At 60.1% G+C, this 18083-nt stretch carries 16 protein-coding genes; 15 read left to right on the top strand and 1 reads right to left on the bottom strand.

Features of this window, described 5'->3' with window-relative positions:
* Nucleotide 1: 1 nt before the first annotated feature.
* The 13 genes from waaC to UB23_RS24750 all read left to right on the top strand — a co-directional run bounded on the left by waaC (nucleotide 2) and on the right by UB23_RS24750 (nucleotide 14293).
* A complete protein-coding gene (gene waaC / locus UB23_RS24810; protein WP_045061890.1) occupies nucleotides 2-1063 on the top strand; it encodes a lipopolysaccharide heptosyltransferase I in 1062 nt (353 codons plus the stop codon).
* Nucleotides 1063-2187 (top strand): glycosyltransferase family 4 protein, encoded by a 1125-nt coding sequence (locus UB23_RS24805; RefSeq protein ID WP_045061889.1) that lies wholly within the window; start codon nucleotides 1063-1065, stop codon nucleotides 2185-2187. The genes waaC and UB23_RS24805 overlap by 1 nt, the downstream gene beginning before the upstream one ends.
* Complete coding sequence (gene rfaP / locus UB23_RS24800) at nucleotides 2184-2990, top strand: lipopolysaccharide core heptose(I) kinase RfaP (protein ID WP_045061888.1); 807 nt, start codon at nucleotides 2184-2186, stop codon at nucleotides 2988-2990. Before UB23_RS24805 ends, rfaP begins: the two co-directional genes overlap by 4 nt.
* Nucleotides 2990-3724, top strand: coding sequence for a lipopolysaccharide kinase InaA family protein (locus UB23_RS24795; RefSeq protein WP_045061887.1), 735 nt, complete (start codon nucleotides 2990-2992; stop codon nucleotides 3722-3724). The genes rfaP and UB23_RS24795 overlap by 1 nt, the downstream gene beginning before the upstream one ends.
* Nucleotides 3721-4473, top strand: coding sequence for a lipopolysaccharide kinase InaA family protein (locus UB23_RS24790; protein ID WP_045061886.1), 753 nt, complete (start codon nucleotides 3721-3723; stop codon nucleotides 4471-4473). The genes UB23_RS24795 and UB23_RS24790 overlap by 4 nt, the downstream gene beginning before the upstream one ends.
* A complete protein-coding gene (locus tag UB23_RS24785) occupies nucleotides 4473-5921 on the top strand; it encodes a lipopolysaccharide kinase InaA family protein (protein WP_045061885.1) in 1449 nt (482 codons plus the stop codon). The genes UB23_RS24790 and UB23_RS24785 overlap by 1 nt, the downstream gene beginning before the upstream one ends.
* 252 nt (nucleotides 5922-6173) lie before the next feature.
* Entirely contained in the window at nucleotides 6174-7931 is a 1758-nt protein-coding gene (locus tag UB23_RS24780) for a carbamoyltransferase family protein (RefSeq protein ID WP_045061884.1), read from the top strand.
* Entirely contained in the window at nucleotides 7915-9045 is a 1131-nt protein-coding gene (locus UB23_RS24775) for a glycosyltransferase (RefSeq protein ID WP_045061883.1), read from the top strand. Before UB23_RS24780 ends, UB23_RS24775 begins: the two co-directional genes overlap by 17 nt.
* Nucleotides 9045-9941, top strand: a complete 897-nt coding sequence (locus tag UB23_RS24770) for an antimicrobial resistance protein Mig-14 (protein ID WP_045061882.1) — start codon at nucleotides 9045-9047, stop codon at nucleotides 9939-9941. The genes UB23_RS24775 and UB23_RS24770 overlap by 1 nt, the downstream gene beginning before the upstream one ends.
* Nucleotides 9942-9949: 8 nt before the next feature.
* Nucleotides 9950-11380 carry a PIG-L deacetylase family protein gene (locus UB23_RS24765; RefSeq protein WP_045062026.1) on the top strand — a complete coding sequence of 477 codons (1431 nt, stop codon included), beginning with the start codon at nucleotides 9950-9952 and terminating at the stop codon, nucleotides 11378-11380.
* The gene (locus tag UB23_RS24760) at nucleotides 11377-12333 is read left to right on the top strand and encodes a glycosyltransferase family protein (protein WP_045061881.1); all 957 of its coding nucleotides are present in this window, start codon (nucleotides 11377-11379) and stop codon (nucleotides 12331-12333) included. Before UB23_RS24765 ends, UB23_RS24760 begins: the two co-directional genes overlap by 4 nt.
* 55 nt (nucleotides 12334-12388) lie before the next feature.
* Nucleotides 12389-13150, top strand: coding sequence for a hypothetical protein (locus UB23_RS24755; protein ID WP_045061880.1), 762 nt, complete (start codon nucleotides 12389-12391; stop codon nucleotides 13148-13150).
* A 48-nt stretch (nucleotides 13151-13198) separates the two neighbouring features.
* Nucleotides 13199-14293 carry a glycosyltransferase gene (locus tag UB23_RS24750; RefSeq protein ID WP_045062025.1) on the top strand — a complete coding sequence of 365 codons (1095 nt, stop codon included), beginning with the start codon at nucleotides 13199-13201 and terminating at the stop codon, nucleotides 14291-14293.
* Here UB23_RS24750 and UB23_RS24745 read toward each other — a convergent pair.
* Nucleotides 14288-14893, bottom strand: coding sequence for a lipopolysaccharide kinase InaA family protein (locus tag UB23_RS24745; RefSeq protein ID WP_045061879.1), 606 nt, complete (start codon nucleotides 14891-14893; stop codon nucleotides 14288-14290). The genes UB23_RS24750 and UB23_RS24745 overlap by 6 nt on opposite strands.
* 111 nt (nucleotides 14894-15004) lie before the next feature.
* On the opposite strand from UB23_RS24745, the gene UB23_RS24740 reads away from it, so the two are divergent.
* Nucleotides 15005-16177 (top strand): O-antigen ligase family protein, encoded by a 1173-nt coding sequence (locus UB23_RS24740; protein WP_045061878.1) that lies wholly within the window; start codon nucleotides 15005-15007, stop codon nucleotides 16175-16177.
* A 15-nt stretch (nucleotides 16178-16192) separates the two neighbouring features.
* Entirely contained in the window at nucleotides 16193-17998 is a 1806-nt protein-coding gene (gene msbA, locus UB23_RS24735; protein WP_045061877.1) for a lipid A export permease/ATP-binding protein MsbA, read from the top strand.
* Nucleotides 17999-18083 lie beyond the last annotated feature (85 nt).

Here is an 18083-nt window from a genome sequence, read left to right as displayed (position 1 = left end):
TTTGCGGGTCCTGTTGATCAAGACGTCTTCGCTCGGTGACGTGATCCATGCGTTGCCGGCGCTGACGGACGCGGCCCGGGCGATTCCCGGCATTCAATTCGACTGGGTGGTGGAAGAGGGCTTCGCGGAGATCCCGACCTGGCATCCGGCGGTGGGCAAGGTGATTCCGGTCGCGATTCGTCGCTGGCGCAAAAACATCTGGCAGACCATCAGGAGCGGCGAGTGGAAGCGCTTCAAGCAAAGCATTCGCGCGACAAAATATGATCTGGTGATCGATGCCCAGGGCCTGTTGAAAAGTGCCTTGCTGACTCGTTATGTCAAGGCGCCGGTGGCAGGCCTCGATAAAGGTTCGGCACGAGAGCCGATCGCGGCACGTTTCTATGATCGGCGCCTGGCAGTTGCCCGCGGCCAGCATGCCGTGGAGCGAGTACGCCAATTGTTCGCCATCGCCCTGGGCTACGACTTGCCCAAGGGTCTGGGTGACTATGGCCTGAACGTCGAACGTCTGGTCGAGCTGCCGCGCAAGAATCCCTACGTTTTGTTCCTGCACGGCACCACCTGGGACACCAAGCACTGGCCCGAGGCCTATTGGCGAGAGCTGGCCGAGCGCGTTGGCTACCTGGGTGTCGGCGTGAAGCTGGCTTGGGGCAACCCGGCCGAAAAAGCGCGCGCCGAGCGCATCGCCAAGGACATGCGCCACGTTGAAGTCCTGCCCAAGCTGAACCTGGCGGGCGTTGGCAAAGTGTTGGCCGGGGCGCAGGCCTGTGTGGCGGTGGATACCGGTCTTGGCCATCTGGCAGCAGCACTGGACGTCCCGACATTGTCTCTGTTCGGCCCGACCAACCCGGGCCTGACTGGCGCTTACGGAAAGTCGCAGATTCACATCGCCAGCGACTTCCCCTGCGCACCCTGCCTGCAAAAGAAATGCACCTATCAACCGACGGCCGAAGATGCCAGCCGGTTTGACCTGAAACGCGAGTGGCCGCTGTGCTTCACGCGTTTGAATCCCGAGCGTGTCGCGATCCGACTGAGCACGTTGTTACTGGCTGAGGAGCTGCGCTGATGCAATTGGCATTCGTCTTGTACAAATATTTTCCATTCGGGGGCCTGCAGCGCGACTTCATGCGCATCGCCCTGGAATGCCAGCAGCGTGGCCACCAGATCCGCGTCTATACGCTGATCTGGGAAGGCGATATTCCGCCGGGCTTTGAGGTGCTGGTAGCACCGGTCAAGGCGTTCTTCAATCATCGTCGCAACGAAAAACTCAGCGAGTGGATGGCCGCAGATCTGGCCAGGCGTCCTGTGGATCGTCTGATCGGCTTCAACAAGATGCCCGGCCTGGACGTCTACTACGCCGCCGATGGTTGCTTTGAAGACAAGGCGCAGAACCTGCGCAACTCGCTCTACCGTCGCTGGGGTCGCTACCGCCACTTCGCCGAGTACGAGCGCGCCGTGTTCGCCAAGGACGCCAAGACCGAAGTCCTGATGATTTCCGAAGTCCAGCAACCGCTGTTCATCAAGCATTATGGCACCCCGCTGGAGCGCTTTCATCTGCTACCGCCGGGCATTTCCCAGGATCGTCGCGCACCGGCAAATGCCGACGAGATCCGGGCTGAATTCCGCCGTGAGTTCAACTTGCAGGACGATGAGCTGCTGTTGGTGCAGATCGGCTCCGGGTTCAAGACCAAGGGCGTCGATCGTAGCCTCAAGGCGCTGGCCGGACTGCCTGTCGATCTGAAAAAACGTACCCGGCTGTTTGTAATTGGCCAGGACGACCCCAAGATATTCCAGATGCAGAGTGCGACATTGGGCCTCGGCGATAACGTGACCTTCCTCAAGGGGCGCAGCGATATTCCGCGGTTCCTGCTGGGTGCTGACCTGTTGATCCACCCGGCCTATAACGAAAATACCGGGACCGTTCTGCTTGAAGCCCTGGTCGCTGGCCTGCCGGTGCTGGTGAGCGCGGTCTGCGGTTACGCCCATTACATCGCCGAGGCGGACGCAGGGCGGGTGCTGGACGAACCTTTCGATCAGGCGCAACTGACCCACTACCTGGCCGACATGCTGAACGACGCTCAGGCGCGTGCGGCCTGGAGTCGCAACGGTTTGGCCTTCGCCGACACGGCCGACCTCTACAGCATGCCGCAGCACGCGGCCGACGTGATTCTGGCGGAGCAGGCGAAATGAAATTGATGTTGGCTGAACCGTTCAAGAGCCTTTGGGCTGGACGCGACCCGTTTACCGAAGTCGAGCGCCTCGAGGGCGAGGTTTATCGCGAGCTTGAGGCGCGCCGCACCTTGCGCACTGAAGTGGACGGCCACGGTTTTTTCGTGAAAATCCACCGTGGCATTGGCTGGGGCGAGATCTTCAAGAACCTGCTCACCGCCAAGCTGCCGGTGCTCGGCGCCGGCCAGGAGTGGAAGGCCATCCATCGCCTCAAGGAAGTGGGGGTGCCGAGCATGACGGCGGTGGCTTACGGGGAAAAAGGCAGCAACCCGGCCGACCAGCACTCGTTCATTGTCACCGAAGAGCTGGCGCCTACCGTCAGCCTCGAAGACTACAGTATCGATTGGGTCAAGAACCCACCGGAACCGACACTCAAGCGGGCGCTGATCGCCGAAGTGGCGCGCATGACCGGCATGATGCACCGCGCCGGCGTCAACCACCGCGACTGCTACATTTGCCATTTCCTGCTGCACACCGACAAGCCGGTAAAGGCTGACGATTTCAAGCTTTCGGTGATCGATCTGCACCGGGCCCAGACCCGCCCGGCAATCACTCAGCGCTGGCGCAACAAGGACCTGGCCGCGCTGTACTTTTCGGCGCTGGACATTGGCCTGACCCGTCGCGACAAGTTGCGCTTCCTCAAAGGTTACTTCCAGCAGCCGCTGCGGCAGGTCCTGGGCCAGGAAGCAACCTTGCTCGCCTGGCTCGAAGGCAAGGCGAACAAACTCTACGATCGTAAACAGCGGTACGGAGATGCGCTCTGATGTCGGGTTGGAAGCTGGAGCCTGCGTACAGCGAGCTGGCAGAAGATTTCGGAACTCTTGATGCAGTGTTTGCGCTTCAGGGCGAGCGCCTGACCCGCGATCCGCTGTCCGAAGTCATCCGCGTCGAACGCAACGGCGTCAATTACTACGTCAAGCGTTACGTTGGCGCCGGCAAGGGCCTGCGTCGTTACCTGGGCAAACCACGGGTCAAGGCCGAATGGCAGAACCTTAAACGGTTCGCCAAATGGGGTATTCCCACCGCCGAAGTCGTGGCGTGGGGCCTGGAGCGGCGGGGGGCAGCCTATGATCGAGGTGCAATGATCACCCGGGAACTGCCGCGCACCGAAGACTTGTCGGCACTGGCCGAGCGCCATGATCCGAAACTCCATGACCGTGCCTGGGTCGATGTTGTGAGCCGGCAGTTGGCCGGCTATACCCGGACCATGCACGACCATCGGTTCACCCACAACGACCTGAAGTGGCGAAACCTGTTGATTGACGATCAGGCCCGGCTGTTCCTGATCGATTGCCCGAACGGCGACTTCTGGCGCGGCTTTTGGCTCAAGTATCGAATCACCAAAGACCTGGCGTGCCTGGACAAGGTCGCCAAGTACCAGCTGTCGGCCACTCAGCGCCTGCGGTTCTACTTGCAGTACCGCCAACGTGATCGCCTGAATGAGGCGGACAAGAAGCGCATTCGTCACGTTGTCAGATTTTTCGAGGGTCGCGAATGACTGATTATCTCGCTGCTGAGGACCGCGCTTTACTTGAACGCCATGGTCTGGGCACCTTCGAAGCGCTGTGGGCCAGGCAGCTGGAAGCGGTGGACGAACCGAACACCGCACGCGGTGGCTGGAGCAGCGTGTTTCGCCTGGACCTGGAAGGTCATGGCTACTACCTCAAGCGGCAGTGCAATTACCAAATGCGTACGTTGCATGCGCCTTTTGGCGAACCGAGTTTCGCCCGGGAGTTTCGCAATATCAGTCGCTATGAAAGCCTGGGCATTCCGGCGTTGAAAGCGGCGTTCTTTGGTGAGCGCAAGGTCAAGGGCGAAGTGCGGGCGATTCTGCTGACTCGTGCGCTGGATGGTTGGGATGACCTCGACTCGCTGTTGCAGCGCTGGTCGCAACTCGGCGAGGTGGAACATTCGGCGATCATTACAGCCTGTGGTCAACTGGCTCGGCGCCTGCACGGTGCACGCCAGGTTCACGGCTGTTTTTATCCCAAGCACATTTTCCTGCAAGCCACCGCCAGCGGCTATCAAGCCCAGCTTATTGACCTGGAAAAGACCCGGCCATTGCTGCTGGGGCAGCGCGACCGGGTGAAGGATCTCGAGCCTCTGCTGCGTCGTGCGCCGCAGTGGAACGACGCACAAGTGCGTGAGTTGCTGGCGGTTTACCTGGATCAGCCAGTGGCCAGTTCACTGATCGACAGCTGGCTGCAGCGCCTGGGTGCGCGGCGCGGTTACAAGGAGGCGCGCTGATGCGTTTGTCCGAACTGAAGCATGCAGGGCGTAACCCGGGCCTGCCATTGAGCATTTCACTGGCCGATGCCGCCGGTCCTGCCAACTTGCAGTTGCTGAGCTTGCTGCGCGTGCTGCCTGGGCAGCGATACGTCGGTGCTGGCGTTTGGCGCGGCCGTCCGGTGCTGGCCAAGTTACTGGTCGGCGCTAAAGCGTCGCGGCACTTCCAGCGCGAACTCAATGGCGTGCGCTTGCTCGCCGATCAAGGCTTGACCACCCCGTTGCTGCTGGCCGATGGCTTGAAGGAAGGCGAGGGCGGCTGGCTGCTGTTCGATTTTCTCGAGGGCGCCGAGAGCCTGGGCGATGCGTGGAAGCAGGTCGAGAGTTTGCCAATGCTCGCGGACGAGCAGTCGGCCGTCCTGGCAGCTGCGCTGGGGGCGATCGGCCAGATGCACCGCAAAGGCTTGTGGCAGGAAGATCTGCACCTGGACAACCTGTTGCGCCAGCGCGGCCGTCTGTATTTGATTGATGGCGCGGGAATCTGCGCTGAAACGCCGGGGCAGCCACTGTCGCGGCAGAAAGTACTGGAAAATCTCGGGGTTTTTTTCGCCCAACTGCCCAAATCCCTCGAGCCTTTCACCGAAGAGCTCCTGGTGTATTACCTGTTGAGCAATGGCGAGCATGCCTTACCCATGGAGGCATTGCAGAAGCAGATCAACAAGGTTCGCGCCTGGCGCCTCAAGGACTTCCTGATCAAGGTTGGGCGCGAGTGCACGCTCTTCAGCGTCCAGCGCGGGGCGTTTGCCTTGAGGGCTATTCGGCGCGAGGAAGAGGCGGCGATGCTGCCAGTGCTGGAGCAGGCGGACGAGTTACTTGATCGAGGCCATCTGTACAAGACCGGTGGCGCGGCGAGTGTAGGAAAAGTGCAGGTAGAAGGTAGGACGCTGGTTATCAAGCGCTACAACATCAAGGGGTTCGCCCATTGGTTGAAGCGTTTCTGGCGCCCAAGTCGTGCCTGGCATTCGTGGCGCGAAGGCAATCGCCTGGCCTTCCTGGGCATTGCTACGCCCAAGCCGCTGGCCTTGCTGGAGAAGCGTTTTTTCTGGCTGCGCAGTCGGGCGTATCTGGTCACCGAGTACCTTCCAGGTCCGGATATCATCGAACGTTTTGCCCCCTATGTAGATAGCGGGGACGCCCCCGAGGCCGAGCTGCTGGCGCTGGATCATCTGTTCGCCGAACTGATCAGCGAGCGCATCAGTCATGGCGATTTCAAAGGCCATAACCTGTTCTGGCATCATGATCGCTGGGCATTGATCGACCTGGACTCCATGTGCCAGCACGGCTCGCCAGGCAGCTTCGCCCCGGCCTATGCGCGGGATCGGGCGCGATTCATGCGCAATTGGCCAGAGAGCAGCGCCCTCTACCAAATCATCGATCAGCGTTTGCCCAAAGACATCTCCCGCGTCTGATGGGGCGCGAAGATCGAAGCCTGCGGCAGCTCCTACGGGGATTGTGCCGGTCTCGCCTTCGCGCCCAGAGGTAGGAGCTGCCGAAGGCTGCGATCTTTTGATCTTGATCGTCCAAGTCAAATAAGCGCTGGGTCATTCCCGCCTTGTTTACGCTATAATCCCGCCCTTTAGCTGTCTCTCGCCGCTTGCGAGGGCACATCAATTTTTTGAGGCGCATTGCGCCTGCATGCAGACTAAAGAGGCTAGACCCCTGTGGCATTGACGATTCTTGGCCTGTCCGGCGCCCTTAGCCATGATCCTTCCGCAGCCTTATACATCGACGGCAAGCTGGTCGCGGCGGCTGAGGAAGAGCGCTTTGTGCGCGATAAACATGCAAAGAACCGCATGCCCTACGAATCGGCGAAGTTCTGCCTCGAACAGGCGGGCATCAAGCCGTCCGACGTCGATGTAGTCGCGATTCCGTTCGCCCCGATCAGCCTGTTCGGCGAGGCTCGCTGGCACTACGCCAAGCGTTACTGGTACGCCCCGGATCGTGCACTTGATGCGATCCTGATGGGCAACCGTCGCTACAAGCGTTATCGCAACAAAATTGTCTGGTGCCTCGAGCAACTGGGCTTCGATCCGAAGAAAATCAAGATCGAGCCGGTCGAGCATCACCTGGCCCACGCCTCCAGCGCCTACCACTGCTCCGGTTTCAAGGAGAAAACCGCGATCCTGGGGATCGACGGCAAGGGTGAGTACGCTACGACCTTCTTCGGTTATGGCGAGAACGGCAAGATCCACAAGATCAAGGAGTTCTTCGATCCTGACTCCCTGGGCGGCCTGTATGGCGCGATCACCGAGTTCCTCGGGTTCGAGATGCTCGACGGTGAGTTCAAGGTCATGGGCATGGCGCCTTATGGCGATGCCAGCAAATATGACTTTTCCCGCCTGGCGTCCTTCGAGAACGGTGAGTTGGTGATCAACACCGATTACGCCAACGTGATTGGCCTGCGCCGCTACAAAGAGAAAGGCAAAGGTTTCTACTTCTCGCCGAAACTCATCGAGTGGCTGGGTCCAAAGCGCGAAGGCGACATTGCCGACGAGCCTTACATCCACTACGCCGCGAGCATGCAGGCGCTGTTCGAGAAGCTGGCGCTGCAGATGATCGACCATTATCTGGGCGACGTGCTCAAGGAAACCGGCAAGCTGGCCTTTGCTGGCGGCTGTGCGTTGAACGTCAAGCTGAACCAGAAGATTATCGCCCGCGACGACGTCAAGGAACTGTTCGTCCAGCCTGCATCGGGCGACGCCGGTACCGCAGTCGGTGCCGCGGCTTATGTGTCGCACGCCCGTGGTGTGCCAGTCGAGAAGATGGAACACGTCTACCTCGGCCCGTCCTACACCAACGAAGACGTGCTGGCAGCATGCGCCCGTCACCCGAGCAAGCCGGTGTGGCGCAAGCTCGAGAACATGCCGGAAAATATCGCCAGGATCATGGTCGATGGCAATCCGGTTGCCTGGTTCCAGGGGCGGATGGAATTCGGCCCGCGTGCGTTGGGCGGTCGTTCGATCATTGGCTGCCCGAGTGCCACTGGCGTTGCTGACCGCATCAACCACCAGATCAAGTTCCGCGAGCGCTGGAGGCCTTTCTGCCCGTCGATGCTCGACACCGTTGCACCGCAGATGATCAAGATCGATCACCCGGCGCCGTTCATGACCTTCACCTTTGAAGTGGCTGAAGAGTGGAAGACCCGCGTGCCGGAAGTCGTCCACGAAGACGGCACTTCCCGGGCCCAAGTGCTCAAGCGCGAATACAACCCGCGTTACTACGACATGATGAAGGCGCTGGAAGTGCTGACCGGCAACGGTGTTTCGCTCAACACCTCGCTCAACCGTCGTGGCGAGCCGATGATTTGCTCACCGACCGACGCCTTGAACATGTTCTTCGGTTCCGACCTGCAGTATCTGATCATGGAAGACATTCTGGTGGTCAAAGAGGGCGCTGACGCATATGACACGCTCGGCTGAACGCCATGTGCTGCAGTTCTGTCACGGCTATGACGGGCCGTTTCTGGACTGCGCCCGGCAGTACGCCAGCCTGTTCGCGGGGACCGGTTATCGGGTGACCACGGTGTTTCTTACCGGGGCGGCCGATGCCGAAGTCGCTGCGGGCTGTGCTTCCGATGAAGTGTTATTCATGGAGTACAGTTCAAAGTCCATTCGTGGCCTGAAGTTGGGCGCGATCCGGGATCTGCGCAAGATCGCCGCGTCGCGCAACTTCAGCTTCTGCATCGCCCACCGCTTCAAACCGATCTATATCGCCTTGCTCGGTACCTCGTTGCCGGTGATTGGCGTGCACCATGCCTTTGGCGATTACAAGCGCGGCACCCGCAAACTTTTTGCGCATATTTTTCGCAAGCGCCTGAGCCTGCTCGGGGTGTCCGATGCCGTGCGCGACGATATGCGCAAATGCCTGCCGAAATGGCCGGATTCCCGAATCCAGACGCTCTACAACCGCATCGACGTGCAGGCATTGCAAGACAGCCAGCTGTCGCGGCAGGTAGCCCGGGAGACCCTTGGCCTGGCGATGGATGCGTGGATCGTCGGTAACGTCGGGCGCCTGCATCCCGACAAGGACCAGGCCACCTTGTTGCACGGTTTTGCCAAGGCTTTGCCTGGCTTGCCGGTGAACAGCCAGATGGTGATCCTCGGTACCGGTCGCCTGGAGCAGGACCTCAAGGCGCTCGCCCGCGAGTTGGGAGTCGGTGACCGGGTACTGTTCCTGGGCCAGGTGCCCGAGGCTCGTCGTTATTTCCGTGCTTTCGATGTGTTTGCCTTGAGTTCCGATCATGAGCCGTTCGGCATGGTGCTGCTTGAAGCCATGGCCGCCGGCGTGCCGCTGCTCGCCACTGCAGCGGGCGGCGCCAGGGAAGTGGTCGAAGGTGTCGGTATCCTGTTCCCCCTGGGTGATGCCGAGCATCTGGCCCAAGGGCTGCAGCACCTGGCCGCTATGGACGATCACCAGCGCCGCCAATGCGCGGAACTGATGACTGATCGCTTGCGCGAACGCTTCTCCGATCGCGCGGTGGGTGACGCTTTCTGGCGTTTGCCGCGTGTTACCGAACTGGCAAAGAGGGGCTGATGCTCAACCGACTTCAAGGCTGGCGCGAACGTGGCTGGGCAGTAATCGATGCCGCGACCTATGCCGATGCCTGGCACCGTTATGGCGGCAGTGTCGCCACCCATCCGATGGTCGTTGAACGCCTGGCACACATGGCCGATATCCCGGTGCGTTATCTGGCATGGGAACAGCAAGGTGAAATCAAGGCTGCTATCCCGACCTGGGGTCGCGACCTGGCGCTGTCCAAGGATGTGCTCAAGCGACGGGGTAAAAAAGGCCTGTTCGACCTGGGCAATGCAGAACTGATCCTGCCGGCCGCCGCCGATGCCCAGGCGCCGCTGCGCCATCGTGCACGCTACCTGTGCGCGATGAGCGAAGGAAGGTTCACCGGTATCAGGCTGCAAGCCGAGCAATTGGCCATGGCCCGCACCCCTGAAGAATTGTCGAAGAAGTTCCGCTATAACCAGCGCCGTGAATTGCGTCTTCTGGAAGAGGCCGGCGGCGTCGTGCGACCAGTCACCGAGTTTTCCAGCGGCGAACTGGCAGCGATCTACTGCGATCTGTTCCAGCGCAGATGGGGTTTCCCGGCCACAGGTGCCGAACGCATGGCAGAGGTCATCGAACTGTTGCGTGAGTTGCTGATTGGCTCGGTCATTTTCCTCAATGATGCGCCGATCGCGATTCAACTGGTCTACCGGGTTGAAGCGCCGCAATGGATCAGCGTCGAGTACATCAACGGTGGCGTCGATCCTGAAACCCGCGAATTCAGTCCCGGCAGCGTGCTGAGTTTCCTCAATACGCAAAGTGCCTGGGAGCATGCCCGGGCGCTGGACAAGCCCTTGCGATTCTCTTTCGGGCGAGCCGATCGGGAATACAAGGATCGCTGGTGTAACCCTGTCCCGGTATTCACTGTATGAATCAGCCCATCAGCCGTAAACAGTTGCTGCTAAAGCGCCATCGACGCAACAAGCGTTTGAGCCTGCTTATCGTGTTGCTGGTGTTAGTGGTCGTTGGTTGGCTGGTGACCTGGTGGTTGCCGCTGGTCATTGCGGTGCTGGGCTGGGTAGCCCATGAAGCCTGGTTCGCTGACCATCTGTTCTATTCCCCTGGCGATGATTACCAATACAGCTTTCCACCCTACACTCAGCAACCCAAAGTCCATCTGGACGGCGAGCGGTTGCGCCTGGACGAGGGCGTCATGCTGGTCGACGACGCCACGCTGGTGTTGGCGCTGCGCATACAAAGCACCTGGCTGGGGCGCTTTTTCGATCCCGTGGTCGAGTTAACGGGGGGCAGTAATCCCGACCGTCAGGCTTTCGAGCGGGGTGTCGACGGGTTGCGCTACCTCAACCTGACCGGGCAGGCGTCGGTGCTGTCCCAGGGGCAACTGCGCTTGCGCGGACGGTTCTGCCGGTTGCTCGGCGAACCCGTGCTGTGGGCCTTCGAATACCCCGACTACCGTGACAAGCGGGTGCTGGTCATCGCCCCCCACGCCGACGACGCCGAGCTGGCGGCGTTCGGCTTGTACAGCAGCGCCGAGCAAAGCTGGATCGTGACCGTGACAGCCGGTGAAATAGAAGCCGAGCACTACCAGCAAATGGGCCTTGATAGCGTCGAGGCGGCGCGCCTCAAAGGCTCGCTGCGTGCGTGGGACAGCATTGGCGTGCCGTTGTGGGGCGGTGTCGCGCAGGAACGCTGCATCCAGCTGGGGTATTTCTGTCTGCAATTGCCGGCGATGCAGGATGCACCGGACTGTCCGGCGGCCTCCCGCGAAGCGCAGCTTGGCGATACTCGCTACTTCCGCCGCTTCAACCCGTTTGCCCTACGCAGTGATGCTGACGGTGCCCCTACCTGGAACAACTTGCTGGGGGATCTGCATGAGCTGATCGAGCGCATTCAGCCCCAGGTCATCGTGTTGCCGCATCCGCGCTTCGATCCCCATCCGGACCACCAGTGTTCGCAGCAAGCCGTCATGCAGGCGCTGGGCGCCACTGCCTGGCAGCCTGAAACCTTGTTGTATTACGCCAATCACCTCCACGATAACGATCGCTGGCCCATGGGTGAGGCAGGCACTGGCGTGGCGTTGCCGCCGCAACTGACGGCCGACGAGCCCATGCGTCCCTGGGCGCTCGGCCTGTCCGACAAACAACAATGCCACAAGGCAATGGCCCTGGGCATGATGCATGACCTCCAACCGAGGCTGCCATTGAAGCGCCTGCTGCGGCGGGCAATACAGAGGTGCCTGGCGGCTCGACGCTGGCCGGCTTACGGGGAAAACGAGTTTTTCCGCAAAACCGTCCGGCGCCATGAATTGTTCTGGGTGCAAGATCTGTCTGGAAAGAGAGAAACCAATTGAAAGTTCTGTTCCTGGTGCAGAAAGAGCAGCGAGCGATCCTTGATCGCCTCTACGACGGAATCGCCGCCCATTGCGATTGCGACAAGCGCGAGTTGACCAGCGAGGAGCAGGACGACCTGCGCGGCTATTTCCGCAAGCACGTCGATGTAACTCGCTACGACCGCATTGTGTTCTTCCTGCGCTTCAAGAAGGAAATCAGGCAGGTTCGCTTTATCCAGACCGTGCCCAACCTGGTGTTTCTGGAGCACGATGCCTACCAGAATTACATCCCGTGCAAGTACACCGGCAAGTTCAGCGCCCATTACCGCAAGCTGCCGTGGGTGCGGGTGATCAGCTCGGGATATGTGGTGGCCGAGCGTCTGCGCGAGGAAGGGTTTGATACGGTGTTCGTGCCCAAGGGCTACGACCAGACCCTGCTGCAGGACCAGGGTCGCGAACGTGATATCGAGTTGGCATTTGTCGGCAGCACCAACAGCGTTGCCTACAGCGGTCGCAAAGCCTTGCTCGATGAGCTGGGGCGCGTTGAGCCGCTGGTCGTGACCCGGACCAAGTCCGGCGAGGAATACTGCGATACCCTCAACCGTATCCGTTTTTTCGTCAGTGCCGATGTCGGCATGGGCGAGTTCATGATCAAGAACTTCGAAGCCATGGCCTGCGGTTGCGTGTTGCTGGCGTATGACCAGGGCGAGGCCGAGAGCCGCGCGTTGGGTCTGCAGGACATGCATAACATCGTGTTCTACCAGACCATCGCCCAGTTGCAGGAAAAACTCGCGCAACTGCGGGCCGACCCTGAGCTGGCACGGCGCATTGCCGATAACGGCCGGGAACTGGTAGTGGCGCAATTGAGCTTTGCGCGTATCGGCGAACGCATCGTCGAGGCGCTCAAGCCGGCGCTGCGCACCCGTGCACCACTGAGTCTGCTGGAAAAAGTGCGCCTGAAACTGGGCGTTTGACAAGGGCCGGTCAGCCATTGATATTGCTGGCACTTTGACTTTAAACGAGAATCAAGTGCAGTTTTCAACCGAAAGTAACATCACCTTGGTGGTCACCAGCTGTGGCCGCCTGGACCTGCTCAAAACCACTCTCGAGAGTTTTGACCGGTTCAACACAGCGCCCATCCGCGAAGTCTTCATTACTGAAGATGCCGGGGACGAGGCTGTGCATTCGGCCATCCCTGCGGGCTGGAAAGATCATTGCACAGTGTTCGTCAATCGCCCGAAGCTCGGTCAGTTGGCATCCATCGACCTGGCTTACGAACATGTCAGCACTCCGTACATTTTTCATTGCGAAGACGACTGGGAATTCTATCGCCCAGGATTCGTGGAAGACTCGCTGAAAATCCTCGAATTGCGTCCGGAAATCCTTCAGGTCTGGATGCGCAGCTATATTTACGATCTGAGTGTGCACAGCCCTTACATTCGCCTGGGTGCTCGGGAGTTCATTGGTGGTGTGGCCTGCTATCCACTGATCTCGGACAAGCCCGAGTGGCAGAGTTTCTCGCTGAACCCCGGGCTGCGCAGGATCAAGGAATATCGGCTGTGTGCCCCTTATGCCTCGCACGACGGGGAGAAGGCGCTGTCCAAGCGTTACGCGCAGCTGAACCTCACTGCAGTGACGCTTGAGGGTGATGCGGTGCGGCATACGGGGTTTGGTTTGCACGTCCAGACTTCTGTCGAGCGTGAGCGCAAGGCGCGGCGCAGTCGGCGCGAACAGATCAAGTTCGCATTGTCTCTACTGGTGGGAGTATGCATTGGCTGGTTCATCAATTAAGTGCACCAGGAGAGAACCCGGCAGATGCCTGAAGCGGCACGTGGCGCCATGAGCATTCTCAATGTGATGTGGTCCGGCGGTGCGCCTTTTGCGTCGATACACAAGGTTCACCAACAGATTCTGTCCCAGGCGGCCTCGACATCACCGGTCAAGACCTGGCTGTTACAGGGCTGCGCAACTGATTGTGGCGTGAACGTGGCTGGCGCCAGGGAGTGGAACCTGTCCTCCGCGCAGTTGAAAGGGCGGCATTTCTGGCGGCTGACCAAGCCCTGGATGCAGGCCGGTTTCAAGAAAGCGCTCCTGGAAAGCCAGGCAGATCTTTTGCTGCTCGACGGCCTGGGCGTTGCCCGCACCTTGTTGCCCCTGCTGAAGAAACTGCCTCACGTGCGTGCCATTGTGATTTTCCACGGGTCCACTCGACTTCGTCCCGAAGACCGGGTGCTGTTCCAGCACTTCAAGCCAACCCAACTGACGCTGGTCGCAGTGTCAGGCACGCTGGCGACCAAGCTGGGCCAGGACCTTCAACTCCCGATCCAGGCGCTGCGCAGTGCATATGACCCTGTTGCCTTTCGCGCCGAGGTGCTCTCGCGAGAGGATGCCCGTGCTCGCCTGGGGCTGCCGCTCGACGAGACGCCGGTGCTGGGTGCGGTCGGTCGACTGGAAGACAAGAAAGGATTTGCGTGCCTGCTCGACGCCTTCGCGGTAGCACTGAAACAGCGCGCAGATCTGCGTCTGGTCATTATCGGCGAGGGCTCGAATCGTGCCGCGCTGCAGGCGCGTATTGATAGCCTGGGGCTCGGCGGCAATGTCTCGTTGCCGGGGCATTTGAACGACGCCGCGCAGCTCTACCGCGCTTTCGACTGGGTTGCGATCCCCTCGTTGAGCGAGGGCCTGGGGCTGATCATGCAGGAGGCCGTGATGGCGGACGTGCCGGTGATGTCCAGCGAACTTCCGGTGTTTCGCGAACAGCTGGATGACAAGGGTGTGTATGTCGCCGCTGCCGACGTCAACGCCTGGAGCGCGGCCATTCTGAGTGCATTCAATGACTGCGCATCAACGATTGCAGCGGGCCAGTACCGCAAGCTGGCACCTGACCAGGCCTGGCTCGACTTCAGCCAAGCGGTCCGCGAACTGTTGTCATGACGCCATGACGGCCTGCTCCAATGCTTGCATTGGAAAGCTGCCGTTCAGGTTCTCGCGTGCAATATAGCGCGCGAAGTGTTGCAGGTTGCGCTTGATCAGGTGCTTCGGCAGTGGGGCACGCACAAAGCGCATGTCTGCGACATCAATCAAACCCATGCGGTTATCTGGCGTCACCACGATGTTGCCCAGGTGCAACGAGCGAAAATAAATTCCCGATTTGTGCAGGCTGCGGATCAATTCTGCGAGCGCCGGCAGGTTCTGCTGCCAGTCAAAGCCGTCTTTTGCCGCAACCTGGCGCAGGGTTTCACCCGGCAATGGCTCATACAGTACGGCGGTCATGCCTGGACCTTGCAGGCAGTAGAACTGCAGCACCTGAAGGGTGGGCACGCCGCGCTTTTGCAGCTCCAGGGTGTTATCGATGAACCGTTTCGAGTACGGGCGAAATATTGCGGAAGAAAATAGTCGCTTGCGCCTGAACAGTTTGAGGATATTCCCATCCTGCAACAGGTAGACTTTCGGACCGTAGCTATCAGCCTCCAATACTCTGGCGCCTTCAATCATTTGATTTAAAGCGTCTTGCGGAAGTCGGGAACATTGCATCGTAGAAAGCCTTGTCGGAATTGCGGAGCACCGTGGCGGGCAATGATGCCGAAAAGTTTCAGTTTTAACCATGCCGGGTGAGGCAGGGTGAACTATCCAAGGAGCAAATCGATGCAGGAAACACGCTGGGCGCAACTATGGATGGCCGCAGGGCTGATCTGGTTTTTACTGGCCATTGCCGTAGCGCCTACCAACAAAGCCTATCAACAGGGCCTGGTCGCTTTGCTCTGGCTCCCGGCCCTGGTGTTCGCCTGGCCTGCGCGGGTTCGACTCAAAGAGCTGTTGTACGAACAGCGCTGGATCTACCTGCCGCTGCTTGGTTTGCTGGTCTGGTCTTTGATCAGCCTGTCGTGGACCAACGTCGAGGAACCCGCTCGCGAGGCCAAGCGCCTGTTGTACATAGTCGTGTTCCTGCTGTTTTTTCCGATATTGGCCAACGGTCGGCCGGAGCGCGTGATTCGCCTCATGCAGTGGGGAGGTTTCGGCCTGGCGCTGACAGCCCTGGCCGCTGTCATAAAATTCTATGGTGTTAATGGCAATGCCTGGGTTGCACGTCTTGAAGGCCTGGGGGAGCTGTCTCACCCGATCCTTGGCGGCTACGTCATCGGGCTCGCGGCCGTGTGGCTCGTGCTTTGGGTGCCCAGCGAGCGCTGGATGCAGGCCCTCTGGGCTGTGGCCTTGGGCTTGCTTGGCGCGTTCGTGGTGATGAGCCAAAGCCGGGGCGCGGCCCTGGCGTTGTTCTTCACGTTGCTCGCAATGCCCATCTGGTGCCGGGACCGGCGCAGCTGCGTTGTCGCAATCGGTGCCCTGGCGGTGGCGCTGCTGGCGTTCTGGTTGCTCGAACCACTGGTGCTGGCCCGCGGTGCCTCCTATCGCCCGGAGATCCTGGTTGCCAGCCTCAACATGATCGCCGAGCATCCATGGCGCGGCCTCGGGCTGGGCGGCGACTACAAGGTGTTCGCCGCAGACATGTATTTCGACCATGCCCATAATCTGTTCAGCCATGTGGCAATCGAGTTGGGTCTGCCAGGCCTGCTGCTGTGGTGTGCAGTCTGGTTTGGCGTGCTGCTTGAGGCCTGGAAAGCCAGGACGTCGCTGTACGGCCGGGGCATTATCGGCATCTGGCTGTTTTCCACCCTGGCCATGCAATTTGATGCGGCCAGCCTGACCGGCACGCCCAGGGCTGAGTGGTTCATCAGCTGGCTACCGATCGGATTGGCCAGTGTTTTGGTATGGGCGCGGGCCAACCCCGGTGCCTGTGATAAAATTTCGCGTTCTTCCTAACAAGTGAGCTCTACGATGAGTGACGCACCGCCCAAAGCGGGACAGGACTCCAGCCTGAAAATCTATCTTCGGCTGTTGGGGTATGTAAAACCCTATGTTGGCCTTTTCCTGCTGAGTATCGTGGGCTTCGTGATCTTTGCTTCCACCCAGCCAATGCTGGCGGGGATCCTCAAATATTTCGTCGACGGCCTGAGCAACCCTGAAGCCGTGCTCTTTCCCAATGTTCCCTATCTCAAGGACCTGCAGTTGCTGATGGCGGTGCCACTGCTGATCATCCTGATCGCGGCGTGGCAGGGCTTGGGCTCGTTCCTGGGTAACTACTACCTGGCGAAGGTTTCGCTGGGGCTGGTGCATGACCTGCGCGTCGAGCTGTTCAACAAGCTGCTGGTATTGCCCAACCGCTACTTCGATACCCATAACTCGGGGCATCTGATTTCGCGCATCACCTTCAACGTGACAATGGTCACCGGCGCCGCCACGGACGCGATCAAGGTCGTGATTCGTGAAGGCCTGACCGTGGTGTTCCTGTTTGCCTATCTGTTGTGGATGAACTGGCAGTTGACGATCGTGATGCTGGCGATTCTGCCGGTGATTGCCTTCATGGTGGGTAACACCAGCAAGAAATTCCGCAAGCAGAGCAAGAAAATCCAGGTGGCGATGGGGGATGTGACCCACGTCGCCTCCGAAACCATCCAGGGTTATCGCGTGGTGCGCAGCTTCGGCGGCGAGAGCTATGAAGAGCGCCGCTTTGCCGAAGCCAGCCAGGGCAACACGGACAAGCAGCTGCGCATGACCAAGACCGGCGCGGTGTATACGCCGATGTTGCAGCTGGTCATCTATACCGCCATGGCCGTGCTGATGTTCCTGGTACTGTTCCTGCGGGGCGACGCTACGGCGGGCGACCTGGTGGCCTACATCACGGCGGCGGGCCTGCTGCCCAAGCCAATCCGTCAATTGTCGGAAGTCAGCTCGACCATCCAGAAAGGCGTGGCCGGTGCCGAAAGCATTTTCGAACAGCTGGACGTTGAGCCTGAGGTTGATAGCGGCACGGTCGAGCGTGATCGCGTCAGCGGTTACCTGGAAGTGCGCAACCTGAGCTTCACCTACCCGGACACCGATCGTGAAGTGTTGAAAAACATCAGCTTCACCGCGGCACCCGGCCAGATGATCGCGCTGGTGGGTCGCTCCGGCAGTGGCAAGTCGACCCTGGCCAGCCTGATCCCTCGTTTCTACCATCACGAGACCGGCGAGATCCTGCTCGATGATGTCGAAATCGAAGACTATCGCCTGCGTAACCTGCGTCGGCACGTGGCACAGGTCACCCAGCATGTGACGCTGTTCAATGACACCATCGCCAACAATATCGCCTACGGCGACCTGGCTGGCGCCCCGCGGGCCGACATCGAGAAGGCCGCCACCGATGCTTATGCGATGGACTTCATTTCCCAGATGCCCGATGGCCTGGATACCCAGGTCGGTGAAAACGGCGTGCTGTTGTCCGGTGGTCAACGCCAGCGCCTGGCGATTGCCCGGGCCCTGTTGAAGAACGCTCCGTTGCTGATCCTGGATGAGGCGACTTCGGCACTCGACACCGAATCCGAGCGCCATATCCAGGCGGCACTGGACCAGGTCATGAAGGGCCGCACCACGCTGGTGATCGCTCACCGCTTGTCGACCATCGAAAAGGCCGACCTCATTCTGGTCATGGACCATGGTGAAATTGTCGAGCGCGGCACCCACGCGCAGTTGCTGGCGCAAAATGGCTACTACTCGCGCCTGCACGCCATGGGGCTCGACGCACCGACGGAAAATATCGCCTGATCCAGGCCCGGGGGCGAAGAACGATGTTTCATTCGGTTGCAGCCGTGGCGCAAGCCCACGGCAACCCTGTGTTAATATCGCGCCC

The organism is Pseudomonas sp. ES3-33 (assembly GCF_000952175.1).
GTDB classification, from domain to species: Bacteria; Pseudomonadota; Gammaproteobacteria; order Pseudomonadales; family Pseudomonadaceae; genus Aquipseudomonas; species Aquipseudomonas gregormendelii.
The sequence above is the reverse complement of the archived record's forward strand: the minus strand, read 5'-3'. Positions and strand labels throughout refer to the sequence as shown.

What these genes read in the sequence shown, in the direction of transcription:
- UB23_RS24805 (WP_045061889.1), top strand. Translation starts at nt 1,063, where the DNA reads ATGCAATTGGCATTCGTCTTGTACAAATATTTTCCATTCGGGGGCCTG.
- rfaP (WP_045061888.1), top strand. Translation starts at nt 2,184, where the DNA reads ATGAAATTGATGTTGGCTGAACCGTTCAAGAGCCTTTGGGCTGGACGC.
- UB23_RS24795 (WP_045061887.1), top strand. Translation starts at nt 2,990, where the DNA reads ATGTCGGGTTGGAAGCTGGAGCCTGCGTACAGCGAGCTGGCAGAAGAT.
- UB23_RS24790 (WP_045061886.1), top strand. Translation starts at nt 3,721, where the DNA reads ATGACTGATTATCTCGCTGCTGAGGACCGCGCTTTACTTGAACGCCAT.
- UB23_RS24785 (WP_045061885.1), top strand. Translation starts at nt 4,473, where the DNA reads ATGCGTTTGTCCGAACTGAAGCATGCAGGGCGTAACCCGGGCCTGCCA.
- UB23_RS24775 (WP_045061883.1), top strand. Translation starts at nt 7,915, where the DNA reads ATGACACGCTCGGCTGAACGCCATGTGCTGCAGTTCTGTCACGGCTAT.
- UB23_RS24770 (WP_045061882.1), top strand. Translation starts at nt 9,045, where the DNA reads ATGCTCAACCGACTTCAAGGCTGGCGCGAACGTGGCTGGGCAGTAATC.
- UB23_RS24750 (WP_045062025.1), top strand. Translation starts at nt 13,199, where the DNA reads ATGAGCATTCTCAATGTGATGTGGTCCGGCGGTGCGCCTTTTGCGTCG.
- UB23_RS24745 (WP_045061879.1), bottom strand. Translation starts at nt 14,893, where the DNA reads ATGCAATGTTCCCGACTTCCGCAAGACGCTTTAAATCAAATGATTGAA.
- UB23_RS24740 (WP_045061878.1), top strand. Translation starts at nt 15,005, where the DNA reads ATGCAGGAAACACGCTGGGCGCAACTATGGATGGCCGCAGGGCTGATC.
- msbA (WP_045061877.1), top strand. Translation starts at nt 16,193, where the DNA reads ATGAGTGACGCACCGCCCAAAGCGGGACAGGACTCCAGCCTGAAAATC.